Origin of the sequence: Pseudoduganella sp. OTU4001 (genome assembly GCF_038440195.1) — a bacterium.
Lineage (GTDB): Bacteria > Pseudomonadota > Gammaproteobacteria > Burkholderiales > Burkholderiaceae_D > Rugamonas.
Genome location: NZ_JASATG010000006.1, coordinates 158,159 through 179,901, shown reverse-complemented (window position 1 = coordinate 179,901; position 21,743 = coordinate 158,159). Strand labels below are relative to the sequence as shown.

The window sequence follows — 21,743 nt, the reverse complement described above, 5'->3', positions numbered from 1 at the left end:
GGGCAAAAAAAAATTGCGGCGACACTTGGTCGCCGCTTTGCGGTATTACTTATTCGGAGCGGTAGTTCGGCGCTTCTTTGGTGATCTGCACGTCGTGCACGTGCGATTCGCGCATGCCGGCGGAGGTGATCTCGACGAATTCTGCCTTCTCTTTCAGTTCGTCGATGGTGGCGCAACCGCAGTAGCCCATGGACTGGCGCACGCCGCCCACCAGCTGGAAGATGATCGCCAGCACGGAGCCCTTGTAGGCCACGCGGCCTTCAATGCCTTCCGGTACGAACTTGTCCTGCTTGGCGCTGGCGTCCTGGAAGTAGCGGTCAGCCGAACCATCGGCCATCGCGCCCAGGGAGCCCATGCCGCGGTAGGACTTGTAGGAACGGCCCTGGTACAGGATCACTTCGCCCGGCGCTTCTTCGGTACCGGCGAACATGGAGCCCATCATCACGGTGGATGCGCCGGCTGCCAGTGCTTTCGAAATGTCGCCGGAGAAGCGGATGCCGCCGTCGGCGATACATGGCACGCCGGTGCCCTTCAGTGCTTCGGCCACGTTCGAGATCGCGGTGATCTGCGGAACGCCAACGCCGGCCACGATACGGGTGGTGCAGATGGAGCCTGGGCCGATGCCGACCTTGACCGCGTCCGCGCCGTATTCCACCAGCGCCTTGGCTGCCGCTGCGGTGGCGATATTGCCGCCGATGACGTCAACGTGCGGGTACTTGGTCTTGATGTACTTGACGCGGTCCAGGATGCCCTGGGAGTGGCCGTGGGCGGTGTCGACCACCAGCACGTCCACGCCTGCCGCTACCAGCAGGTCGATACGCTCGATATCTTTCGGGCCAACGCCGACTGCCGCGCCAACCAGCAGCTTGCCGTGCTGGTCTTTCGATGCATTCGGGTGTTCGGTGGATTTCTGGATGTCCTTGACGGTGATCAAGCCGCGCAGTTCAAACGCTTCGTTCACCACCAGCACGCGCTCCAGGCGGTGCTTGTTCATCAGGCGTTTGGCTTCGTCGGTGCTGGCGCCTTCACTGACGGTGACCAGCTTTTCGCGCGGGGTCATCTTGGCGCGCACTTCGGCGTCCAGCTCCTGCTCGAAACGCAGGTCGCGGTTGGTGATGATGCCGACCACTTCTTTGCCCTGTACTACTGGGAAGCCGGAAATACCATATTGCTCGGTCAGCGCGATCACATCGCGGATCTTCATGTCCGGCGGGATGGTGATCGGGTCACGCAGCACGCCAGCCTCGAAACGCTTCACACGCGACACTTCACGCGCCTGGTCTTTGGGATTCAGGTTCTTGTGAATGATGCCGATGCCGCCCTCTTGCGCCATGGCGATTGCCAGGCGGGCTTCGGTGACGGTATCCATTGCTGCGGACAGCAGGGGAATGTTCAGCGAAATATTGCGGGTCAGGCGAGTCTTGAGGGACGTATCCGCAGGAAGAATGTTGGAATACGCAGGGACGAGGAGCACGTCATCGAAAGTGAGTGCTTTTTGGAGCAGACGCATAGTATTTCCTATAGGCGCAAAAGCAGATTATACAGAATTTGCGCGATTTCGTCTTGGCAATCTTCATAAACCAGTTGACGACGCCCGGGGAACCGGAGTACTGTACTATCCGTACTAGTACAGTGGAGTTAAACAATGAGCCGCCGAACCCCTTTGATGCTGCAAATTACGCCGGGCGACCCGCGCCCTATCACGCGCCAGATCGTGGACGGCGTGCGGCGCCTGATCGCCAGCGGCGAGCTGCCGGTGGGCGCTGCCCTGCCCAGCGTGCGCGGGCTGGCGCAGCAGCTCACCATCAATCCCAATACGGTGGCCAAGGCCTATAACGAGCTGGCGGCCGAAGGCTGGCTCGATGCGCGCGCCGGGCTTGGGCTGTTCGTCGCGCCGCCGCGCCAGGTGCTGGCGCCGGAAGAGCGCGAACGCCGGCTGGATGAAGCGGTACAGCGTTTCGTCGGCGATGTGATTGCGCTGGATGTGCCGAAGGAGCACGTACTGCGCCGCATCGATGAGGAGCTTTCCTTTCTGACCCCTAAAAAGACTGCATAAACCATGGACTATGTAATCCAGACCGAGGGTTTAAGCCTTGTATATAAGAACAAGCTGGCCCTGGATAATTTGACGCTGGCACTGCCGCGCGGCGGCATCCACGCCATTGTCGGCGCGAATGGCGCGGGCAAGTCGTCACTGTTCCGCATACTGCTTGGCTTTGAAACGCCAACCGTTGGCCGCGCAGCGGTCCTGGGCTGCGACAGCGCGGAGTTGACGCCGGCGCTGCGCGGCCGTATCGGCTTCGTCAACGAAGAACACGCCCTGCCCGGCTGGCTGCGCGTTTCCGAAGTCACCGCCATGCAGCGCAAGCTGTATGCGCGCTGGAACCAGGAGCGTTTCGAGGAGGTGGTCGGCAATTTCAATGTACTGCCGGAGCAGCCCATCGCGCAGCTGTCGCGCGGCGAGCGCGCTGGTGTCAGCCTGGCGCTGGCCCTGGCGCAAAGCCCGGATTTGCTGATCCTGGACGAGCCGACCCTCGGCCTGGATGTCGTCGCCAAGCGCGCTTTCCTGGAATCGCTGATGTTCACCGCGCTCGACAACGACGCTACCGTGGTCTACTGCTCGCACCAGATGGAGGAGATCGAGCGCGTGGCCGACAACCTTGTCATCATGGAACGCGGCCGCCTGCGCCACATGTCCGCGCCGGACGACTTTTGCGAGCAGGTGCGTGTATGGGTTGCCGAGTTTCCGTTCAAGGCGCCCGACCTGGGCGACCTGCCGGGCCTGCTGGAAGTACAGCAGATCGACGGCCTGACCCACCTGACTGTATTTGACCAGCCGGAAGAATTCGGCGCCCGCCTCAAGCTGATGGGCGCGCGCACCGTGCAGTCGATGCCAACCACGCTGGAACGCGCGGTCAACGGTTTCCTAAGCCGTGGCCACGCTTCATCCAAACGTGCCGCCTGAGGAGACAACATGCGCGAGCTTTATCTTTCCGAACTGCGCCGCTTCCGCAACGCGGCCTTGATCGCGGCGCCGCTGCACCTGTTTGCCTTGTTCCTGGTGCTGCGCTTTACCGACTTGATGCACATGCATGCGCACAGGCAGTTGCTGGTCATGTTCATCCAGCTCTTGCTCACATTCGGGTTCGGCCTGTACCAGTTCGGCACCTATCGCCAACCCAACCGCTGGATCTGGCTAATGCACCGGCCTATGGCGGCCAGCCACATTGCGGCCGCCATAGGCGGCGCATCGGCAACCCTGATCGCGCTGGTAATCGGACTTCCCGGCGTGCTGGCCCTGGTTGGCACGCAGATGCTGACCACACGGGTGGTGGATACTTATCATTACGCAGTTGTCGCCCACGGCACCCTGTTCGCCGTCTGCGCCTGGCTATGCGCCGGCTACTTCATGCTGAGCCGCAGCAAACTAAGCGCCACCATCGTGCTGCTGCCTTTCCTGATGCTGTTCTATATCACATCAGTCTACCAACTGCTGGTCCTGGATGCGCTGTGCATCGTCCTGCTGACCGCAATGGTGGCGACGGCCATGCGGCCCAACCACCATGCAGCGCCGCGCGGCACCGGCCCCATGCTGGCTACCGCCTTGCCACTGCTGCTCGCCAGCTATTTTCTCCTGACCTGGGGCGGCTCGATGGTGTACCAGTATGCCGCCATCCTGCATGGCTCGCACCCCCTGAACTCGGAGGTGCCGCCTGCCGGCGGCTTTACGGAAGCGGTACGCAGCGAACCCGAGCACCTGATGCGACTCGGCCTCGCCGGCTCGCAACACCCGCGCGCGGTGGAGTGGCGTGCCGCCATCAATGCCGGTAACACCCATTCGAGCCCGGTTTACCTGGACCGCTACCCAATTCGCAACCAAGTCGGCCCAATCACGCCGCACGAGTTCAGCGACCCAGCCAATAAGCTGCAATGGACATATAGCCAGGATGCCGGCGGCTTCATCGGCCGAAACACGTTCACAGGCGAGCGCAAGGCTTTCCTGGCGGTGGATTCGCTGCCCCTGGTGGACCAAAGCGAATCGGGACAAGTGCACGCCGTGCTCCCACACAGCGCCGCGACATACCACCCGGCCTCGATGTCATGGCGCACCGTCCTGCGCGTGCCGGACGATGAAATCCTGCTTGGCGGTACGGTCACCGGCAAGGCGACCCGCCACTACGTGGTCACCACCAAGCGCTTGATCGTCATGGAAGGTGGCCAGAGCCTGCGCGAATTGTTCGGTATCGCACTGCCCGGCCCGGCCGCAGAACTGGCAAGTGTGGAAGTCACCAACCTGGACGATGGCATCCTGGCCAGCTTCCTCTTCGGCAAGCGCCTGATCGACGGCGTGCCGGCTGGCGACCAGGTGATCCTGTATGTGGCGCCGGATGGCCGGGCGGTGGAAGTCGCGCGCCGCCCCCTGACCCATGATTTCCCGACTTTGTTCGAGCATAAGGACTGGTGGACGTCGCCGCTCCTGCATGCAGTCGATACGCTGCCGCTTCGCCTGCTGGCCAATCCAGGCATATTCGAGCCGTTGCCACTCGACCTGCCCCGGCCTGCCGGCGCGTGGGCAGCGGCAGTGCTGGCGGCATTGCTATCCACACTTGCCGGCTGGTGGTGGCAGCGGCGCACCCATGCCAGCCAGGCCCGCCGCGCCGCCTGGCTTGCCGCATGCGCCCTTTTCGGACCGGCCGCCTTCATCTGCCTGGCTGCCATGGAAGCGCGCCATGCACGAATGCCGGTCCCATTATCAGGGAACGCCATCGGCGCCCCAATCTGATCTTTTAACCACAAGGAGACTCCCATGATTTTCTCGCCCCGTAACGGGCGGGCGGCCCTCGCTCGCCCTGAAGTTTGTGCAATCCTGCTCGCATTCGGGGTGCCGCTTGCGGCCAGCGCCAGCCCCACAACGACACCGGCGGCGGATCCCTTGCGCGCCATCGCGGCACACAACGCCAAGCTGGCGGCCGCGCCCAAACTGACGCTGGATGCATTGGTGCAGCGTCCTGTCATGCGCGAAGTACGCCTTTCGCCGGACGGCGCATCCATCGCCTTCCTGCTGCAAGCCGGCCAAGCCGCCAGCCTTAACCTGCATGATGTCGCGAGCGGCGCCACCCGCGTCTTGGTGAAGGAAGCCCCGCGTGGCGCCCTGAGCTGGTCCACCGACGGCAGCGCCATCTTCGTCGACGACGCCGGCGGCATCCACGCCGTCAACCCCGCCGACGGCAACGTCACCAAAGTCGCCAGCTTCGACGCCACACGCGAAAACAAGGTCCTGAACATAGACCTGCGCCGCCCGCGCCACCTGCTCGCCAGTGAGCAAGACCGCAAGGCCGGCACCTACAAGCTATTCAGCTACGCCGCCGATGGCAGCCGTGAGCAGCTGTATGAAGGCGCCCCGCTGCGCGACGCCTTGCTCGATACCAGGGGCCAGCCGCAGTTCATCAAGGTTCTGGCTGCCGACTACAGCCAGATCATCTCGCGCCGCGATGGCGGGGGCTGGAAAGAAGTCATGCGCTGCAAGCCAGTCCGCCCCTGCTCGATGGTCGAGATCAAGCCGGGCGGCAAGCGCCTGGTCATGCTCATGGGCTACCAGGGTGACCGCACCTCGCTGGTGGAAGTAGATGCCGCAAGCGGCAAGCAACGCTTGCTGCATAGCGACCCGCGCGCGCTGGCCGACCTGCGCATGGTCGTCACCGACCCGCACAGCGGCGCTACCCTGTCCGCCAGCTACGACCTGCCCTTGCGCCGCAGCTACGCCGTGGATCCATCCGCCAAGCGCGCCTTGGAAGACATCGGCGAACGCTTTGCTGACAGCAATATAAACCTGACCCCATCGGCCGGCGGCAAGCGCTGGCTGGTGGCCGAGTCTGGCGGCACAGCGCATCAGCCGCGCTATTGGCTGTATGACAGCGCGTCGCGACAAACGAAGGAGATCCTGCAGGCGGAGCGCGCCCTGGGCAAACCGCTGGCCACAGGCGTCCTGGCCGAGAAGCACGCCATCAGCTACCGCGCCTCGGATGGCAAAACCATCCACGGCTACCTGACCTTGCCGCGCGGGGCCGACGCCTCGCAAGCGCCAATGATGGTGCTGGTACACGGCGGTCCGTGGTCCCGCTTCGATGGCGAGTACGACTGGCTGGCGCAATGGCTGGCCAACCGCGGCGTGGCGGTCTTCCAGCCCAACTTCCGCGCGTCGACCGGCTATGGCGAAAAATACATGCTGGCGGCAGGCATGGACTTCGGCAATGGGCGCGTCCAGCGCGACATCATCGAGGGCCTGCAGTGGCTGCTGGACAACGGTGTTGGCGACAAGGCGCGCCTGGCAATCATGGGCAGCTCGTTCGGTGGCTATAGTTCGCTGCTGGCGCTGACCCACACGCCGGAACTATTCCAGTTCGGTTTTGCGACCGTGCCGCCGCCAGACTTCAGCCGCGTGATCGAGCTCGCCACTGCTGAAAACCTGGCGGGAACCGAAGACCTGCCGACCAGCATGCGCTTCAACGAAATGGGCATTAGCCCGGCCAATGAAGCGGCCATGGCGTCCTTGCGCAAGGACGCGCCGATGGCGGGCACCGCGCGCTTGGTGCGTCCACTCGTGATGCTGGCTGGCGGCAAAGACGACAAGGTGGAGATTTCCAGCGTCAACGAGTACGCGGCGAAACTGCAAGCGGCTGGCAAGCCGGTCTCCCTGCTGGTTGATCCAGCCGAAGGCCACAATCCACGCAAGCCCATCGTCCGCCTGGCCTACGTCCACTTGCTGGAGCGCCTGCTGCACGACTACCTGGGCGGCCCGGCGCCAGAACCCTGTGCGCCGGAGCTGTGCCGCTATCTGGAGCAGAATATCAAGCTCAACAATGCTTTCAGGAAATAAATTTGACAGGCGGGGGATTTCGCGGTGAAATTGTCACTCTCACCCAAGGAAATCCCCCTATGAATCAACGAATTACCCGCCTTGTGCTGGCAACCGCGCTGATCGCCTGCACCTCCCTTGCCCAGGCACAGTGGATGTGGGTGAATGAGAAAGGCGTCAAACAGCTGTCCGACCAGCCGCCGCCACCCGGCACGCCGGCCAACCGCATCCTGAAAGCGCCGCGCGGCGCCGGGCCGGTCGACATGCGCCAGCAGCAGGCCGCCGCCCCGGCCGAGGGTGAAGAAGCCGCACCTGCCGCCGCAGGCGACGCCAAAGCGCCGCCACCCAAGCCAACGCTGGCCGAACGCAATGCCGATTACAACAAGCGCCAGAAAGCCGCCGCCGAAAGCGCCGCCAAAGCCGCAGAGGAAGCCAACCGCGCCAGCGAGAAGTCCAAGTACTGCAGCTCCGCCAAACGCAATATCGACCTGCTGGAAAGCGGAGTCCGCATTTCTGAAGTGGACAGCAAAGGCGAACGCGGCTTCCTGACCGACGCCGACCGCGCCAAACGCCTGCAGGAAGACCGCAGCACTTACGATAAAACCTGCAAATAGACGGGAACTCGCCGGCTCGGATGGTGTCAAAGGGTGCGTGAAGAGACAATCACACACTGGAGGCGACCATGAACGGCAATGAATCTGCGCAACATCCGGATCTCTTTAACCACGAGGTACGTATTACGCGACTGGAGGAGGCGGTGAAATACATGCGGCAAACCATTGAGCATGGCTTCGCACGTATGGAACAAGGCTTTGAAGCGCAGCGGAAACAGATCGATGCTTTACAGGAGCGCATGGATCGCAACGATGCGGCGTTGCGCCAGGAATTTCACCGCGACCGCCGCTTCTCAGCAATGGTCTTCCTTGCAACGCAAATTGCGGTTATCGGCGCCCTCTTGGAACTAGCTGGTATCCTTTAAGCCTTCTTCGCGCGGCGGCGTCGGGCGTCCTTGGGGTCGGCGATCAGGGGGCGGTAAATCTCGACGCGGTCGCGTGCGCGCAGTACAGTATCGAGCGTCTTCTTCTTGCCGTAAATCCCCACCGGCATGGTCACCAGGTTAATTTCAGGCGCTTCCTGCAGGATGCCGCTGATCTCGATGGCCTGGCCGATCGTCGTGCCCTCCTCCACCTCCAGCGCATACAGGATAGGCTGCGAAGCCGGTGCGTAGCACACCGTTACCTTGATACGGTCAGCCATACACAGTCTCGGCGCGTTTGCAGAAGGAATCCACCATGCTGTTGGCAATCATGCCAAACACGGAGCCGATCACCTGCTCCAGGAGCTTGCTGGAAAATTCATAGTGCAGGTCCAGTTCGACCTTGCAGGCATCCTCGCGCAGGGCTTTGAAAGTCCAGGTGCCGTCCAGCGTCTTGAACGGCCCGTCGACCAGTTTCATGCGGATTTCAGTGAAGGGCGTATTCGAGTTGGACGTCGTGAAATGCTGCTTAACACCATGAAAATTGATCCCAACGCTGGCCACAACACTATTCTCACCCCGTTCGCGGACATCAACTCCGCCACACCAGGGCAAAAATTTGGGATAATCCTCGACCTTTGCCACTAAATCAAACATTTGCTCGGCGCTGTATCCCAGGAATACCGACTTATGCACTACTGCCATTGAGTAACCGTTTGCTATGATGTTGTCCAAAGAACCCGTAGTTTAACCGACCCACGCATTTTTACCCATGTCCATCGCCGATAATCGCAAAGCCTTCCACGACTACTTCATCGAAGACAAGTATGAAGCCGGGATTGCGCTCGAAGGCTGGGAAGTGAAGGCGATCCGCGACGGGCGCGTTCAGATCAAGGAAGCTTACGTTACCATTCGCGATAACGAACTGTACCTGTTTGGCGCGCACATCAGCGCACTGCCGACCGCTTCCACCCATATCCACCCGCAAGCCGTGCGCACCCGCAAGCTGCTGCTGCACCGCGCCGAAATCGACAAGCTGGTAGGCAAGGTCGAACGCGCCGGCTACACCCTGGTGCCGCTGAACCTGCACTTCAAGGGCGGCCGCATCAAATGCGAGATCGGCCTGGCCAAGGGTAAGAAGCAGCACGACAAGCGCGCCTCCGAGAAGGACCGCGACGCCAGCCGCGAGGTGCAGCAGGCCATGAAACAGCACCGCCGATAAGCGTCCCGCCCCGGGGCGTAGCGCCTGCGCCACGGCGCGGCCAAATTGTTTCCAAATAGAAACGTCCATGATACACTCTGGCGGTTGATAGTCGACGCCAGAGGGGTATTTATGCTGAGCAAAACCGCATCCGCGATCCTGGCAGCCGCCGCACTGGCCGGCTGCGCCGCACCGCCGTTTACCCCGACTCCGCTGGCCACCAATTTCCCCAGCGCGGAACAGAATAAGCTGCAAGCGGCAGCGCATTGGGGCGCCATTGCCAAGCATCTCGAAAAACGCCTGGTCGAGGAAATGAGGAAAGGCCCGCAGCGCCCTTTCTTCATCCACGAAAACCCGCAAGCCACGCCTTTCCAGCGCGCCCTGACGACGCAGATCATCTCGTCCCTGGTCAGCGATGGCTATGTCGTTTCCCGCGCGCCGGCCGGCGCCTTGCGCATCGACCTCGACGTGCAGGCCCTGACCTTCAGCCCGGAACGCCTGCAGTACCGGCCTTCCTTTACCAGCAACCTGATTTCGAACGGCGTCTGGGTGGCCAGCGCGCAGGACCCTACGGCCAAGAGCCGCAGCGCTTTCGCGCCGGGTGAAACGCCGCGTACCGAGTTGATCATCACCGTTTCGGTCAGCGACCAGTACCGCTACTACGCGCGCAGCACGAGCGCCTACTACGTGTCCGACCTGGACCGGGGCCTGTATGGCATCAAGGAAGAACTGCCGCCTGCCAATCCGGCCGTTCCTGCCGCCACCGTCGCCGCCGCACCGCAGCTGACCACCAACTTCCAGGTAAAGGGAGACCGCTGATGCGCGCTTTCGCCGCCGTGCTGCTGTCCCTGACGCTGGCCGCCTGCGCCAGCAATACCGGGGAACCGTCCAACAAATACGCTGAAACCACGTCCAACAAGTTCGTCGCCGCCAACTACGAAGCCGCCGATGCCCTGCTGACGCAGCTCGGAGGCCGTCTGGTCGCCGACAAGCCGCTGATCATGGCCACCGTGGTCAATATCGACGCGCTGGACCAGAGCTCCACGCTGGGCCGCCTGGTGTCGGAACAGATTTCCAGCCGCCTGGCCCAGGGCGGCCTGCGCATGCTGGAAATGAAGCTGCGCACTTCGGTCTACATGAAGCGCCACATGGGTGAAATGATGCTGACGCGCGAAGTCGGCGAAGTGGCGCACAACCACAACGCACAGGCGGTAGTGGTCGGCTCCTACGCCGAAACCAGCGACGCCGTCTTCGTCAACGTCAAGGTCGTACATCCGCAAACCAACCAGGTGCTGGCGGCCAACGACTTCGTACTCGCCAAGGACGGCGTGGTGCGCTCTATGCTGATGGGACGCTGAGCAGGTCCACCAGCCGTGGCAGGACTTCCTGCGCGGGTAATTCCAGTTTGAGCGAAAGCAGGTCGTCAGCGCGGGTCACGCCCGCGTTGATGGCCGCGATCGGTTTGCCCGCCGCAACCGCCATGCGGCAGAAACGGTAGCCGGAAAACACCATCAGCGACGAACCGACCACCAGCAGCGCATCGGCCGCTTCCATCTCCGCCATGGCATGCGTGGTGCGATCGGCGGGCACGTTATTGCCAAAGAACACCACATCCGGCTTCAGCACGCCGCCGCAGGCCGCGCATTGCGGCGCATGGAAATCTTCCAGCGCATCCGGCTCGACCGCCGCATCGCCATCCGGCAGCGGCTGCGCCAGTACATTCGCCAGCTCGGGGTTGTCGCGCTCCAGCTGCGGCTGAAGGCTGGCGCGCGTGTAGCGCGCCTGGCAATCCAGGCAAATCACATGGTGCAGGTTGCCGTGCAATTCGATCAGGCGCTTGCTGCCGGCGCGCTGGTGCAGGCCGTCCACGTTTTGCGTGATGACGCTGGCCAGGTGGCCGCTGGCTTCCAGCTCGGCGATGGCGCGGTGGCCGGCATTGGGCTCGGCGCGCGACATGGTCGCCCAGCCCACCATGCTGCGCGCCCAATAGCGGCGCCGCACGGCGTCGGAGCGGCGGAACTCAGGGCCCTGGATCGGGGTACGGCCGCGCCGCACACCATCCCTGTCGCGGTAGCCGGGAATCCCGGAAGCGGTACTGAGGCCGGCCCCGGTCAGGACCAGTACGCGGCTATGGCGCGCCAGGAATCCGGCCAGCGCTTCCTCAGTCGGCGGAAGTGCATCCATTCGGTTTGAAAATCCGTTCGGTGGAAGCCGGATACTTATCCAGCTTGGCAGCGGCACGCGTTGGTCGCGGGGCGAAGTCGCCGCCGCAGTTTGGGCATTTGCCGTGCAGCTTGTCATTGGCGCAGTCGGCGCAGAAGGTGCATTCGAAAGAGCAGATCAAGGCATCCTGCGCACCTGGCGGCAAGTCTTTGTTGCAGCATTCGCAGTTGGGTCGCATTTGCAGCATCGTGCAGCTCCTTTATTGGTCGCGGTAGCGTACCGCGTTCAGCAGGGCGTTAGTGGTTTCGATTTCAGCCAGCGCTTCATTCGTGGCGCGCGCAAAACTGCGTTCGCGGATGCGGGTCAGGCGCTCCATCAATTCCTGTTTCGGCAGGTTGGACTGGATGATTGCGGCGGGATTGGTGTCCCCGTAGCTCCCGTCGCTGGCTTCCAGCGCGTCGAGCTGGCGCCGTACTTCGGCGTCCGGGATGGCGCCCTGCCCGCGCGGCGTGACCGGCTGACGGGCCAGCTGCTCGCGGATCGGAACAAAGAACTCCACTCCCTCGGGCGGCAATTCGGGCCGCTTGAACGTCAGCAGCACCTGGCGCCCTTCTGGCCCGCCGGCGCGCAGCAGGAAATTGACCGCGCGCGTAAATACTTCCATGTCGGCGCTTTGCAGCAGCGGCAGCACGCCGGCAACGCTATCCGGGCCGCCAACCAGCAGCAGCACGTCCAGCGCCTGCTTCACCACGCTTTCGTCGCGCAGCACGGCGGCCAGATGGCGTTCGCCTGCCGCGCCGAATCGGCCGTACAGCAGCACGCGCAGGCCGGCATCGTCAATCTGGGAGCCTTGCTGCGGCAATGGCAGCGCGACCGAGGCGCGCAGGAATGCGCTATCGATCAGGGGCAGCAGGCGCACGTCCTTGCCGGCGGCAACCGCGTGCAAGAGCCGGAACAGCTGCGGGCCGTCCAGCGCGGCGCCGGGCGGGATCGCCAGCGCGGCCTGGGCCGCGAGCGGCTTGTCGCTGTCGTCGCCATAGACTGTCAGGAAGTACGCCGCCTCCAGCAGGAATTGCGGGCTGGGACGGGCGGCGCGCACTTCAAGCGCCAGCTCGCGCCGCAGCAGCGGGATGGAATCTTCACGGTAGTTGCCGAAGGTACGCCAGGCGGCGTTCAGCTCGACCCGCTGGGCGCCGACCTCGGCGGCGTTGGCTGCGGCAGGCATGCGGCGGATCTTGTCAACGTACGAAGCCAGATCCTGCGCGCTGGCGGGGGCGGCCGCCACAGCGCATAGCGCCGTCACGCCCGCCAGCAGGATTGCTGCCAGGCGCTGCTTCATGCCGACAGCCTGCGCTGCATCTCGGCGACCGAAGCACGCCAGTCGTCGTAATGCTCGCTGTCCTGCCACAGCTCGCGCAGTTCGGAGCCTTCGGACAGCACCACGTCCAGCGCACGCACTGCCTTGTCAGCGATATCGGTGCGCATCTTGAACTTCGGCAGCACGTCGGCCACCCAGGCATCGGCGCGCTCGGAATCCCCGTCGCTGGCGCCGCCCTTGCCCAGCAGGCGCGCCCAGGTTTCCACCGCCGCCAGGCCCTCGGCGCCAAACGGCGCCTCAAGGTACTCGGTCGTCTCGGCCTGGAGCACGTTGTTCAGGGTGTCTTCGATAAAGTAAAGGTCTTTCGACTCCTGCAAATCTTCCAGCCAGTCCTGCGCGAAATCATTGCCGTATGGTCCAATTGCCCAGGTTCCCACTAGCGCCTCCTGTTCGGTATAAGACGCAATTGTACAGATTTCAGCGGGGAAGCTCGAAGCGGTAGCCAACTCCGTAGACGGATTGCAGGCAATCGCCGCCCGGCAGCGCGGCGGCCAGCTTGCGACGTATATTTTTGATATGGGAATCGACGGCGCGGTCGTTGGTTTCGCGCTGGTCTTCGTGCGCGGCATCGAGCAGCTGCTGGCGGGAATAGACCCGGTCGGGATGGTCCACCAGCTCCGCCAGCAAGCGGAATTCGACCGGCGTTAGCGGCAGTGCAACGCCCGCGTGCAACACGCGCATTTGCGCCCGGTCCACCACAAAGCCGGCGCATGCCGCCACCTGCGCCGGCGCGGCCGCCGCCGGGGCGCGCCGCCGCATATGGGCCCTTACCCGCGCCACCAGCTCGCGCGGGCTGAAAGGCTTGCAGACATAGTCATCTGCGCCGGAATCAAGGCCCAGCAGGCGGTCGATCTCCTCCACGCGCGCGGTCAGCATGATGATGGGGGCGTCGCTGAACGTCCGCAGGGCGCGGCACAGGGCGATGCCATCCATCCCTGGCAGCATCACGTCCAGTACGAACAGGTCGAAGGCAGGGCCGCTACGCGCCAGCTCAAGGGCCTGCGCGCCGTCCGGGCAGCAGGCCGCATCGTAGCCGGCATCCTTCAGATAATCCGCAACCAGGGCGGCAATTTTGGCATCGTCTTCCACGACCAGGATGCGGGCGCTCATTTCGGCTCCAAAGGCAGGTTGATACGGACTTGCAGGCCGCCAAGCTGCGATGGGCGGGCTTCGATGCTGCCACCGTGGGTCGCCACCAGGGCCTTGCAGATGGCCAGGCCCAGACCGCTGCCGCCGCTGGCGCGGGTACGTGCGGAGTCCACCCGGTACAGCCGCTCGAACAGCTGCCCGTGGGCGCCATCCGGCACGCCGGGGGCGCTATCATCCACCGTCAACACCGCCTGGCCGCCGGTTGCCGCCACCGCCACACGGATGACGCCACCCTTGTCGGTATAGCGCACGCTGTTTTCCAGCAGGTTGACCAGCACTTGCGCCAGGCGCGCAGGATCGGCATGCACGGCCGGATCGTTCGCAGCCAGCTGCCACTCCAGCGCCAGGCCCGCGTCGGCCGCACGGATACGGAAGCGTTCCAGTGTAGGCTTCAGCGCCGCCCCCAGGCGGATCCGCTCCATATGGCAAGGCAGCTCGCCGGCATCGGCCAGCATCAGCTGGTGCAACTCCTCCACCAGCTGGTTCAGGCGCAGGACTTCCGCATGCAGCGATTGCAGCGCCTCCGGGCCCGCTTTGCGGATGCCATCCTGCAGCGCCTCGATTTCGCCGCGGATCACCGTGAGCGGAGTGCGCAACTCGTGCGAGATATCGGACAGCATCTGGCGGCGCTTGCGGTCGCTCTGCTCCAGCTCCTGCGCCATCGCGTTCAGGTGGCCGGCCAGCTCCGCCAGCTCGTCCCGGCCCCGCACCTCCACGCGCGCGCTGAAATCGCCACGCGCCAGGCGGGCGCTGACCTGCCGCAGCGCCGGCAACGGACGCAGGAGATGGCGCGCCAGCCAGAACGCAGCACCCACCGCCACCGCTACCAGGATGCCCGCCAGCCAAAGCATGTCCAGCAGCTGGTCGCGCAGGAAACTGGCCGCACTCGCATTGTCGCGCGCCGCATGGCGCAGCGGCAGCAGGCTGATTTTGCCGACAGTGACGCCATCCACCACAATATCGCGCTCAATGCCGGGCGGCGGCGATGGCGGCCCGATTACCGAAATTCCCTGTGCATCCTGCACCGTCAGGCGCGCCGCAAAGGACATGGGGTCACGCTGCGCCGGTGGCGGCGGCGCGCGACGCGGCGGCCCCTCGCCACGGCGCGGACGCTCATGTTCACGTTCAGGTGGCGGCGGGTTGCCGGAGGCGGGCTGGATCTGCGGATTCATCTGGTCCAGCAGATCACGGAAGCGCCCACGCTGGTGGCGCAGGGAATCGAAGCTGCCCTCGCGCCGGTAGTGCTCGGCCAACAGCTTGCTGACCTGCTCCATATCCTGCGCCTGCACCTGGTTCAGGTAGGCGATGAACCCGCGCTGCAGGTTGATAGTGCTAAGCCACGCCATCGTCCCTATGCACAGGATAACGATGCCGATCATGGCGAGGGCGATTTTGCGGGCAATGCTCATAGCAGTGACATCATACCTGCCAAACGTGCAGGAATTGTGGAGGCGACATCCACCCGCACAAAAACCAACAGCTCCATTTTTGCTCCACATTTGGGCGCCATGCTCCACCCGTACCAACCAAGGGAGCAAACAATGAACACCAATGCCAGACTAGCCCTGCTCACGCTGCCAGCAGCCCTGCTCTCGGCCTGGATCGGCGCCAGCGCAGTCACCGCCGCCAACCTGCCCACCACGCCGAAGGAAAACGCCAATGGCGCCTCGCTGACGGTGAGCAGCACCGGCGGGATCGACACCGCCAACCCATTTTTCAAAGCCATGGGCAATGGCCGCAGCTGCGCCAGCTGCCACAGCGAAAACGCCGGATGGTCGCTGACCCCAAACGACCTGCAGCAGCGCTTCACGCTCACCTCCGGCAACGACCCCGTTTTCAAGCTGGTGGACGGCGCCAATTCGCCGCGCGCCGCCGTTGCCAGCATCGACCAGAAGCGCCTGGCCTACAGCATGCTGCTCACCAAAGGAGTGATCCGCGTCGGCATCGGCATGCCCGCCAATGCCGAATTCTCGCTGGTGCGCGTTGAAGACCCCTATGGCTACGCCAGCGCAGCAGAACTGTCGCTGTTCCGCCGCCCGCTGCCATCAGCCAACCTGAAATTCCTCAGCACCGTGATGTGGGACGCCCGCGAAACCATACCGAACGCCGCAGGCCCCAACTGCATCCTCGGCGCCAACCCGGCCCGCTGCTTCGCCAGCATCGACACCGACCTGCTGCGCCAGGCCAGCGACGCCGTGCGCGGCCACGCCGAAGCAGCGCAGGAGCTGAGCGCCGCCGAACAGCGCGCCATCGTCAACTTTGAATCGGGCCTGACCGCGGCCCAGGTAAGCAGCCGCAGCGCAGGCGTACTCACTGAATCCGGCGGCCGCGGTGGCCCCGACGCGCTGGCTGCGACTACTTTCTACTGGGGCATCAACGACTTCCAGAACGGCGACTACCGTACCCGCGCGGCATTCAACCGCAATGTGATGAACCTGTACGGCGCCTGGCGCAACCTCGCCACCGCGCCAGCCCCGCAGCCAGTCCCCGGGCGCCGCCCACCGCCGCCGGCGCCCGCCAGCAGCACCGACCAGGCCAAAGCCTCGATTGCGCGCGGCGAGGCGCTGTTCAACACCCGCCCAATCAACGTCACCAATACCGCCGGTTTCCAGCAAGGAGCGCAACGCGCCACCTGCAGCAGCTGCCACAACGCCCCCGGCGCAGGCAGCCACTCAATCACCAGGCTGATCGACATCGGCGTATCCGACGCCCGCTTCCGCACGCCTGACACGCCGCTCTACACCCTGCGCAACAACGCGACCGGCCAACAGCTGCAGACCACCGACCCCGGCCAGGCGATGCAGACCGGCCGCTGGGCCGACATAGGCAAGTTCAAGGTCCCGACGCTGCGCAACTTGAGCGCCCGCCCACCCTACTTCCACAACGGCGCCCAGCCCGACCTGGCCAGCGTGGTCCGCTTCTACGACCGCCGCTTCCAGATGGGCCTGAACCAGCAGGAAATCACCGACCTCGCCAACTTCCTCGCCGCCCTCTAAAGCCCAGCCCGTGTCCCACCCTGGGGTCACACCCCAACCGAGACACGGGCCCATCCATACAGCGGACGAGCCCGTGTCCCACCTGGGGTGTGACCCCAGGGTGGGACACGGGCTCGGCTGTTGTTATTTCTGGGTTTTGACGACTTGCAGGGCGGTGGCGATCAGGCTGCTCATTTCGCCGACGTTGGCGGGGACGATCAGGCTGTTGTTGGTCTTGGCTAGCTGGCCGAAGGCCTCGACATATTGCTCGGCGACCTTGAGGTTCATGGCGGCTTCGCCACCGGGCTGCTGGATCGCGCTGCCCACCTGCTTCAGTGCGCCGGAAGTCGCTTCGGCAATGGCGAGGATGGCAGCGGCTTCGCCCTGCGCGCGGTTGATCGCGGCCTGCTTGTCGCCTTCGGAACGGGCAATGGCGGCTTCGCGCTCGCCGGTGGCGATGTTGATCTGCTCCTGCTTGCGTCCCTCGGATGCGGCGATCAGCGCGCGCTTGCCGCGCTCGGCGGTGATCTGGGCCTGCATAGCGTGCAGGATTTCCTGCGGCGGGGTCAGGTCCTTGATCTCGTAGCGCAGCACCTTCACGCCCCAGTTGGCGGCCGATTCGTCGATCGCATTCACCACGGTGGTGTTGATGTGGTCGCGCTCTTCGAAGGTCTTGTCCAGCTCCATGCGGCCGATCACCGAACGCAGCGTCGTCTGCGCCAGCTGGGTAATCGCGGCGACGTAGTTGGTCGACCCGTAGGAGGCGCGCATGGCGTCCGTCACCTGGAAGTACAGGATGCCATCCACCTGCAACTGCGTATTGTCCTTGGTAATGCATACCTGCGACGGCACATCCAAAGGGATCTCTTTCAGCACATGCTTGTAGGCGATGCGGTCCACAAACGGCACCACGATGTTCAGGCCCGGGCCGAGCGTGGCGTGGAATTTGCCAAGCCGTTCAACCACCCATGCATGCTGCTGCGGCACCACATTGATGGTCTTGAATACGAAGACCAGGGCCACGATGAAAATCACCATCGTGACGGTGCCAAAACTGATATCCATTCTTTTCTCCTTATTAAACGCCGACGATCAGCCGGCTGCCGCGCACTTCGCGGATCCTGAACACGCCCGGCGCCGCCGCTACTCCAGGGGCCAGTTCGACATCCCACATGGCGCCGCGGTACATCACGCGCGCCGCGCCATCCTGCCAGGCCGGCACATTCACGCTCTGGCCGATATCAAGGTTGACGTCGGGGTTGGCTTCGGCTGGCGGTTGCGCGGCAGTCTTGCCGAAACGGCTGCGGCGCAGCAGCAGCGTCGCCACGGCCGCAACGACCGCGGCCACCAGCAGCTGTCCCGGCGTATCGACCCGCGCCACCGCTGTCAGTGCACCGGCGCCAAAGCCGATGGCAATCATCAGCAGGTAAAAGGTCCCGCTGAACAGCTCCAGGCCAACCAGCACTCCCGCGCCGATCGCCCACATCATCCAATCCGCCATTACAAGCTCCTAAAGTAAAAAACCCCCGCAGCCGATAGGCCACGGGGGTTTAAGCGACGAGGCTTATCGTTGCTTTATTGTTGCATTTCTGCCAGCTTCTGCCAAGTGTCGATGACCGAATCCGGATTCAGCGACATGGTCTCGATACCCTGCTCCATCAGCCACACGGCCAGTTCCGGATGGTCGGAAGGACCCTGGCCGCAGATGCCGATGTACTTGTTCAGCTTCAGGCAAGCCGAGATGGCCATGCCCAGCAGCGCCTGCACCGCCGGATCGCGCTCGTCGAAATCAGCCGCCAGCAGTTCCATGCCGGAGTCGCGGTCCAGGCCCAGGGTCAGCTGGGTCAGGTCGTTGGAGCCGATCGAGAAGCCGTCGAAGTGCTGCAGGAACTGCTCCGCCAGCACGGCGTTGGAAGGCACTTCGCACATCATGATCACGCGCAGGCCGTTCTCGCCGCGTTTCAGGCCGTTCTTGGCCAGCAGGCCGACCACCTTTTCCGCCTGGCCCAGGGTACGCACGAACGGCACCATGATTTCGACGTTGGTCAGGCCCATCTCTTCACGCACGCGCTTCATCGCAACGCATTCCATTTCGAACGCGGCGGCGAAATCTTCGGACAGGTAGCGCGCGGCGCCACGGAAGCCCAGCATCGGGTTCTCTTCGTCCGGCTCGTAGCGCGAACCGCCGATCAGCTTCTTGTACTCGTTGGACTTGAAGTCGGACAGGCGCACGATCACTTTCTTCGGCCAGAAGGCCGCAGCGATGGTGGCGATGCCTTCCGCCAGCTTGTCGATGTAGAACTGCTTCGGCGAAGCGTGGCCGCGTGCCACCGATTCGACCGCTTTCTTCAGGTCGGCATCGATGTTCGGGTATTCCAGGATCGCTTTCGGGTGCACACCAATATTGTTATTGATGATGAACTCCAGGCGGGCCAGGCCCACACCGTTGTTCGGCACCGCCTGGAAGTCGAAGGCCAGCTGCGGGTTACCCACGTTCAGCATGATCTTGGTCTTCAGCGGTGGCAGTTCGCCGCGCTGGACTTCGGATACTTCGGTTTCCAGCAGGCCGTCGTAGATCTTGCCTTCATCGCCTTCGGCGCAGGATACGGTCACGAAGTTACCGTCTTTCAGCACATCGGTCGCGTCGCCGCAGCCCACCACCGCCGGCACGCCCAGTTCACGCGCGATAATCGCTGCGTGGCAGGTACGGCCGCCGCGGTTGGTGACGATGGCTGAAGCACGCTTCATCACCGGCTCCCAGTTAGGGTCGGTCATGTCGGCCACCAGCACGTCGCCCGGCTGCACGCGTTCCATTTCGCTCGGGTCGCGGATCACGCGCACCGGGCCGGCGCCGATCTTCTGGCCGATGGCGCGGCCGGATGTCAGCACGGTGCCGGTCGATTTCAGCTTGAAGCGCTGCTGCGCCTCATGCGACTTCTGCTGCGACTTCACGGTTTCAGGACGCGCCTGCAGGATATACAGCTTGCCGTCGCGGCCATCCTTGCCCCACTCGATGTCCATCGGGCGGCCGTAGTGCTTCTCGATGATCATTGCGTACTTGGCCAGTTCGACGATTTCGGCGTCGTTCAGCGAGTAGCGGTTGCGCATTTCGATCGGCACGTCGACGGTCTTCACGGAACGGCCGGCCTTGGCTTCGTTGGTGAATTCCATCTTGATCAGCTTGGAGCCGATATTGCGGCGGATCACGGCGGACTTGCCCTGCTCCAGCATCGGCTTGTGCACGTAGAATTCGTCCGGATTGACGGCGCCCTGCACCACGGTTTCACCCAGGCCGTAGGAGGAAGTGATGAACACCACGTCCTTGAAGCCCGATTCGGTATCGATGGTGAACATCACGCCCGAGGCGCCGGTGTCGGAGCGCACCATGCGCTGCACGCCGGCCGACAGCGCTACTTCGGCGTGGGTGAAGCCCTTGTGCACGCGGTAGGAAATCGCGCGGTCGTTATAAAGGGATGCGAATACGTGCTTCATCGCTTCCAGCACGTTGTCGATGCCGACCACGTTCAGGAAGGACTCCTGCTGGCCTGCGAAAGATGCGTCAGGCAGGTCTTCCGCGGTGGCGGAGGAGCGCACTGCGAACGATACTTCGGTGGCGGAATCGGCGACCAGACGGTCGTAGAAGGCGCGGATCTCGGCTTCCAGGCGTGGCTGGAATGGGGTGTCGATGATCCACTGGCGGATTTCTGCGCCCGATGCGGCCAGGGCGCGGACGTCGTCGACGTCCAGGTGTTCAAGGCGGTCAGCGATACGCTGGGCCAGCGATGGGCCACCGTCGATGCTGTGCGACAGGAAGTCGCGGAAGGCTTGCGCGGTGGTGGCGAAGCCGCCCGGCACCCGCACACCCGCACCAGCCAGCTGGGAGATCATCTCGCCCAGCGACGCGTTCTTGCCGCCGACGGATTCAACATCCGTCATACGCAAGTTTTCGAACGAGGCGACGTACACCGCCCCTTCGGCCTGCTCCTTCAATGCTGCGTTAGTCATAAAGACACCTTTTTGATGATAAAAATCTTTACGCAGGTGCGCTCGGCATCGTTCTTGTCATTCTTGGCGCCGTGCAGCACAATCTTACCGTTGGCAAGCATTTTACAGCCTGCGACGGAAATTGACGATTCATCCATTGGAAAAGCTTTTTTGATGCCACAAGAACAACGCCCAGACCTGCAGTCTTCCTTCCGTACCGTCTTTTTCGTCTCAGATGGCACCGGGATCACCGCAGAAACCTTCGGCCACTCGGTCCTGACCCAATTCGACCTGAAGTTCCGCCAGATCCGCCTGCCCTTCATTGACACCTGCGACAAGGCCTATGATGCGGTGCGCAAAATTAACGAGGCAGCGAGCGAAGACGGCACCAAGCCGATTGTGTTTTCGACCCTGGTGAAAACCGAGCTGTCCGAGGTGATCCAGCGCGCCAATGCCATGCATATGGACCTGATCCAGACCTTCGTGTCCCCGCTGGAGCAGGAATTGGGCGTCAAATCGACCCATACCATCGGCCGTTCGCACAATGTGGTGGATAGCGAGGAGTACAAGAACCGTATCGAGGCGATCAACTTCTCGCTGGCGCACGACGATGGCCAATCCAACAAGAACCTGTCGTCGGCGGATGTGATCCTGGTGGGCGTGTCGCGCTCGGGCAAGACCCCGACTTCGCTGTACCTGGCCATGCAGTACGGCGTGAAGGCTGCCAATTACCCGCTGATCCCGGACGATTTCGAGCGCGGCAAGCTGCCATCGGCGCTGTATGCCTACAAGTCGAAGATCTTTGGCCTGAGCATCGAGCCGCAGCGCCTGTCGGAAATCCGCAACGAGCGCCGCGCGGGTTCCAAGTACGCGTCGCTGGAAAACTGCCGTTATGAGGTCAACGAGGCGGAGGCGATGATGCGCCGCGAAGGCATCCGCTGGCTGTCATCGACCACCAAGTCGATCGAAGAAATCTCGACCACTATCCTGCAAGAGATCAAGCCAAACCGCTCAGTGTATTGAGCGGGCGTCGGCCAGGAATTCGGCCCACAGGGCGTCCA

23 protein-coding genes are annotated in these 21,743 nt (G+C 63.5%); 11 read left to right on the top strand and 12 right to left on the bottom strand.

Annotated elements, in window-relative coordinates:
* Positions 1–49 precede the first annotated feature (49 nt).
* Complete coding sequence (gene guaB, locus AAHE99_RS08210; RefSeq protein ID WP_342116333.1) at positions 50–1,510, bottom strand: IMP dehydrogenase; 1,461 nt, start codon at positions 1,508–1,510, stop codon at positions 50–52.
* 135 nt (positions 1,511–1,645) lie between these two features.
* On the opposite strand from guaB, the gene AAHE99_RS08205 reads away from it, so the two are divergent.
* From AAHE99_RS08205 to AAHE99_RS08180, 6 genes are all read left to right on the top strand, one after another.
* A complete protein-coding gene (locus AAHE99_RS08205; protein ID WP_342116331.1) occupies positions 1,646–2,056 on the top strand; it encodes a GntR family transcriptional regulator in 411 nt (136 codons plus the stop codon).
* 3 nt (positions 2,057–2,059) lie between these two features.
* Entirely contained in the window at positions 2,060–2,965 is a 906-nt protein-coding gene (locus AAHE99_RS08200; protein ID WP_342116329.1) for an ABC transporter ATP-binding protein, read from the top strand.
* Between the two features lie 9 nt (positions 2,966–2,974).
* Positions 2,975–4,783, top strand: a complete 1,809-nt coding sequence (locus tag AAHE99_RS08195; protein ID WP_342116327.1) for a hypothetical protein — start codon at positions 2,975–2,977, stop codon at positions 4,781–4,783.
* A gap of 24 nt (positions 4,784–4,807) precedes the next feature.
* Positions 4,808–6,877 carry an alpha/beta hydrolase family protein gene (locus AAHE99_RS08190; RefSeq protein WP_342116325.1) on the top strand — a complete coding sequence of 690 codons (2,070 nt, stop codon included), beginning with the start codon at positions 4,808–4,810 and terminating at the stop codon, positions 6,875–6,877.
* A gap of 59 nt (positions 6,878–6,936) precedes the next feature.
* A complete protein-coding gene (locus tag AAHE99_RS08185) occupies positions 6,937–7,470 on the top strand; it encodes a DUF4124 domain-containing protein (RefSeq protein ID WP_342116323.1) in 534 nt (177 codons plus the stop codon).
* 68 nt (positions 7,471–7,538) lie between these two features.
* Complete coding sequence (locus AAHE99_RS08180; protein WP_342116322.1) at positions 7,539–7,835, top strand: hypothetical protein; 297 nt, start codon at positions 7,539–7,541, stop codon at positions 7,833–7,835.
* Here AAHE99_RS08180 and AAHE99_RS08175 read toward each other — a convergent pair.
* On the bottom strand, positions 7,832–8,113 hold the full coding sequence (locus AAHE99_RS08175) for an RnfH family protein (RefSeq protein ID WP_342116319.1): 282 nt from the start codon (positions 8,111–8,113) through the stop codon (positions 7,832–7,834). The genes AAHE99_RS08180 and AAHE99_RS08175 overlap by 4 nt on opposite strands.
* Positions 8,106–8,537, bottom strand: coding sequence for a type II toxin-antitoxin system RatA family toxin (locus AAHE99_RS08170; RefSeq protein WP_342116317.1), 432 nt, complete (start codon positions 8,535–8,537; stop codon positions 8,106–8,108). Before AAHE99_RS08170 ends, AAHE99_RS08175 begins: the two co-directional genes overlap by 8 nt.
* Before the next feature lie 67 nt (positions 8,538–8,604).
* Here AAHE99_RS08170 and smpB point away from each other — a divergent pair, with 67 nt between their 5' ends.
* The 3 genes from smpB to AAHE99_RS08155 all read left to right on the top strand — a co-directional run bounded on the left by smpB (position 8,605) and on the right by AAHE99_RS08155 (position 10,391).
* Positions 8,605–9,054: an SsrA-binding protein SmpB gene (smpB, locus tag AAHE99_RS08165; RefSeq protein WP_155456358.1), complete on the top strand. Its 450-nt coding sequence runs from the start codon at positions 8,605–8,607 to the stop codon at positions 9,052–9,054.
* Positions 9,055–9,165: 111 nt separating this feature from the next.
* Positions 9,166–9,852, top strand: coding sequence for a hypothetical protein (locus AAHE99_RS08160; RefSeq protein ID WP_342116312.1), 687 nt, complete (start codon positions 9,166–9,168; stop codon positions 9,850–9,852).
* Entirely contained in the window at positions 9,852–10,391 is a 540-nt protein-coding gene (locus tag AAHE99_RS08155; protein WP_342116310.1) for a FlgO family outer membrane protein, read from the top strand. The genes AAHE99_RS08160 and AAHE99_RS08155 overlap by 1 nt, the downstream gene beginning before the upstream one ends.
* On the opposite strand, the gene AAHE99_RS08150 is transcribed toward AAHE99_RS08155, so the two are convergent.
* The 6 genes from AAHE99_RS08150 to AAHE99_RS08125 are packed head-to-tail and all read right to left on the bottom strand — an operon-like array spanning position 10,372 to position 15,132.
* The gene (locus AAHE99_RS08150; RefSeq protein WP_342116307.1) at positions 10,372–11,217 is read right to left on the bottom strand and encodes an NAD-dependent protein deacetylase; all 846 of its coding nucleotides are present in this window, start codon (positions 11,215–11,217) and stop codon (positions 10,372–10,374) included. The two genes, AAHE99_RS08155 and AAHE99_RS08150, sit on opposite strands and share 20 nt — an antisense overlap.
* The gene (locus AAHE99_RS08145) at positions 11,195–11,443 is read right to left on the bottom strand and encodes a DUF1272 domain-containing protein (protein WP_342116304.1); all 249 of its coding nucleotides are present in this window, start codon (positions 11,441–11,443) and stop codon (positions 11,195–11,197) included. Before AAHE99_RS08145 ends, AAHE99_RS08150 begins: the two co-directional genes overlap by 23 nt.
* A gap of 12 nt (positions 11,444–11,455) precedes the next feature.
* Entirely contained in the window at positions 11,456–12,535 is a 1,080-nt protein-coding gene (locus tag AAHE99_RS08140; RefSeq protein ID WP_342116302.1) for a hypothetical protein, read from the bottom strand.
* Positions 12,532–12,951: a DUF4259 domain-containing protein gene (locus AAHE99_RS08135; RefSeq protein WP_342116300.1), complete on the bottom strand. Its 420-nt coding sequence runs from the start codon at positions 12,949–12,951 to the stop codon at positions 12,532–12,534. The genes AAHE99_RS08140 and AAHE99_RS08135 overlap by 4 nt, the downstream gene beginning before the upstream one ends.
* A gap of 40 nt (positions 12,952–12,991) precedes the next feature.
* Positions 12,992–13,684 (bottom strand): response regulator, encoded by a 693-nt coding sequence (locus AAHE99_RS08130; protein ID WP_342116298.1) that lies wholly within the window; start codon positions 13,682–13,684, stop codon positions 12,992–12,994.
* A complete protein-coding gene (locus AAHE99_RS08125) occupies positions 13,681–15,132 on the bottom strand; it encodes an ATP-binding protein (RefSeq protein WP_342116295.1) in 1,452 nt (483 codons plus the stop codon). The genes AAHE99_RS08130 and AAHE99_RS08125 overlap by 4 nt, the downstream gene beginning before the upstream one ends.
* A gap of 132 nt (positions 15,133–15,264) precedes the next feature.
* On the opposite strand from AAHE99_RS08125, the gene AAHE99_RS08120 reads away from it, so the two are divergent.
* Positions 15,265–16,719, top strand: coding sequence for a cytochrome C (locus AAHE99_RS08120; RefSeq protein WP_342116294.1), 1,455 nt, complete (start codon positions 15,265–15,267; stop codon positions 16,717–16,719).
* Between the two features lie 123 nt (positions 16,720–16,842).
* Here AAHE99_RS08120 and AAHE99_RS08115 read toward each other — a convergent pair whose 3' ends face one another.
* The 3 genes from AAHE99_RS08115 to ppsA all read right to left on the bottom strand — a co-directional run bounded on the left by AAHE99_RS08115 (position 16,843) and on the right by ppsA (position 20,703).
* Complete coding sequence (locus AAHE99_RS08115; RefSeq protein WP_342116292.1) at positions 16,843–17,763, bottom strand: SPFH domain-containing protein; 921 nt, start codon at positions 17,761–17,763, stop codon at positions 16,843–16,845.
* A 13-nt stretch (positions 17,764–17,776) separates the two neighbouring features.
* Positions 17,777–18,199, bottom strand: a complete 423-nt coding sequence (locus tag AAHE99_RS08110; RefSeq protein WP_342116290.1) for an NfeD family protein — start codon at positions 18,197–18,199, stop codon at positions 17,777–17,779.
* Between the two features lie 74 nt (positions 18,200–18,273).
* Positions 18,274–20,703, bottom strand: coding sequence for a phosphoenolpyruvate synthase (gene ppsA, locus AAHE99_RS08105; protein WP_342116288.1), 2,430 nt, complete (start codon positions 20,701–20,703; stop codon positions 18,274–18,276).
* A 153-nt stretch (positions 20,704–20,856) separates the two neighbouring features.
* On the opposite strand from ppsA, the gene ppsR reads away from it, so the two are divergent.
* Positions 20,857–21,705 carry a posphoenolpyruvate synthetase regulatory kinase/phosphorylase PpsR gene (gene ppsR, locus AAHE99_RS08100; protein WP_342116286.1) on the top strand — a complete coding sequence of 283 codons (849 nt, stop codon included), beginning with the start codon at positions 20,857–20,859 and terminating at the stop codon, positions 21,703–21,705.
* Positions 21,706–21,743 lie beyond the last annotated feature (38 nt).

What these genes read in the sequence shown, in the direction of transcription:
- AAHE99_RS08195 (WP_342116327.1), top strand. Translation starts at nt 2,975, where the DNA reads ATGCGCGAGCTTTATCTTTCCGAACTGCGCCGCTTCCGCAACGCGGCC.
- AAHE99_RS08125 (WP_342116295.1), bottom strand. Translation starts at nt 15,132, where the DNA reads ATGAGCATTGCCCGCAAAATCGCCCTCGCCATGATCGGCATCGTTATC.
- ppsR (WP_342116286.1), top strand. Translation starts at nt 20,857, where the DNA reads ATGCCACAAGAACAACGCCCAGACCTGCAGTCTTCCTTCCGTACCGTC.
- AAHE99_RS08115 (WP_342116292.1), bottom strand. Translation starts at nt 17,763, where the DNA reads ATGGATATCAGTTTTGGCACCGTCACGATGGTGATTTTCATCGTGGCC.
- AAHE99_RS08205 (WP_342116331.1), top strand. Translation starts at nt 1,646, where the DNA reads ATGAGCCGCCGAACCCCTTTGATGCTGCAAATTACGCCGGGCGACCCG.
- AAHE99_RS08190 (WP_342116325.1), top strand. Translation starts at nt 4,808, where the DNA reads ATGATTTTCTCGCCCCGTAACGGGCGGGCGGCCCTCGCTCGCCCTGAA.
- AAHE99_RS08160 (WP_342116312.1), top strand. Translation starts at nt 9,166, where the DNA reads ATGCTGAGCAAAACCGCATCCGCGATCCTGGCAGCCGCCGCACTGGCC.
- AAHE99_RS08175 (WP_342116319.1), bottom strand. Translation starts at nt 8,113, where the DNA reads ATGGCTGACCGTATCAAGGTAACGGTGTGCTACGCACCGGCTTCGCAG.
- AAHE99_RS08180 (WP_342116322.1), top strand. Translation starts at nt 7,539, where the DNA reads ATGAACGGCAATGAATCTGCGCAACATCCGGATCTCTTTAACCACGAG.
- AAHE99_RS08185 (WP_342116323.1), top strand. Translation starts at nt 6,937, where the DNA reads ATGAATCAACGAATTACCCGCCTTGTGCTGGCAACCGCGCTGATCGCC.
- AAHE99_RS08140 (WP_342116302.1), bottom strand. Translation starts at nt 12,535, where the DNA reads ATGAAGCAGCGCCTGGCAGCAATCCTGCTGGCGGGCGTGACGGCGCTA.
- AAHE99_RS08155 (WP_342116310.1), top strand. Translation starts at nt 9,852, where the DNA reads ATGCGCGCTTTCGCCGCCGTGCTGCTGTCCCTGACGCTGGCCGCCTGC.
- AAHE99_RS08145 (WP_342116304.1), bottom strand. Translation starts at nt 11,443, where the DNA reads ATGCTGCAAATGCGACCCAACTGCGAATGCTGCAACAAAGACTTGCCG.
- AAHE99_RS08120 (WP_342116294.1), top strand. Translation starts at nt 15,265, where the DNA reads ATGAACACCAATGCCAGACTAGCCCTGCTCACGCTGCCAGCAGCCCTG.
- AAHE99_RS08110 (WP_342116290.1), bottom strand. Translation starts at nt 18,199, where the DNA reads ATGGCGGATTGGATGATGTGGGCGATCGGCGCGGGAGTGCTGGTTGGC.
- AAHE99_RS08170 (WP_342116317.1), bottom strand. Translation starts at nt 8,537, where the DNA reads ATGGCAGTAGTGCATAAGTCGGTATTCCTGGGATACAGCGCCGAGCAA.
- guaB (WP_342116333.1), bottom strand. Translation starts at nt 1,510, where the DNA reads ATGCGTCTGCTCCAAAAAGCACTCACTTTCGATGACGTGCTCCTCGTC.
- smpB (WP_155456358.1), top strand. Translation starts at nt 8,605, where the DNA reads ATGTCCATCGCCGATAATCGCAAAGCCTTCCACGACTACTTCATCGAA.
- AAHE99_RS08200 (WP_342116329.1), top strand. Translation starts at nt 2,060, where the DNA reads ATGGACTATGTAATCCAGACCGAGGGTTTAAGCCTTGTATATAAGAAC.
- AAHE99_RS08150 (WP_342116307.1), bottom strand. Translation starts at nt 11,217, where the DNA reads ATGGATGCACTTCCGCCGACTGAGGAAGCGCTGGCCGGATTCCTGGCG.
- AAHE99_RS08130 (WP_342116298.1), bottom strand. Translation starts at nt 13,684, where the DNA reads ATGAGCGCCCGCATCCTGGTCGTGGAAGACGATGCCAAAATTGCCGCC.
- ppsA (WP_342116288.1), bottom strand. Translation starts at nt 20,703, where the DNA reads ATGACTAACGCAGCATTGAAGGAGCAGGCCGAAGGGGCGGTGTACGTC.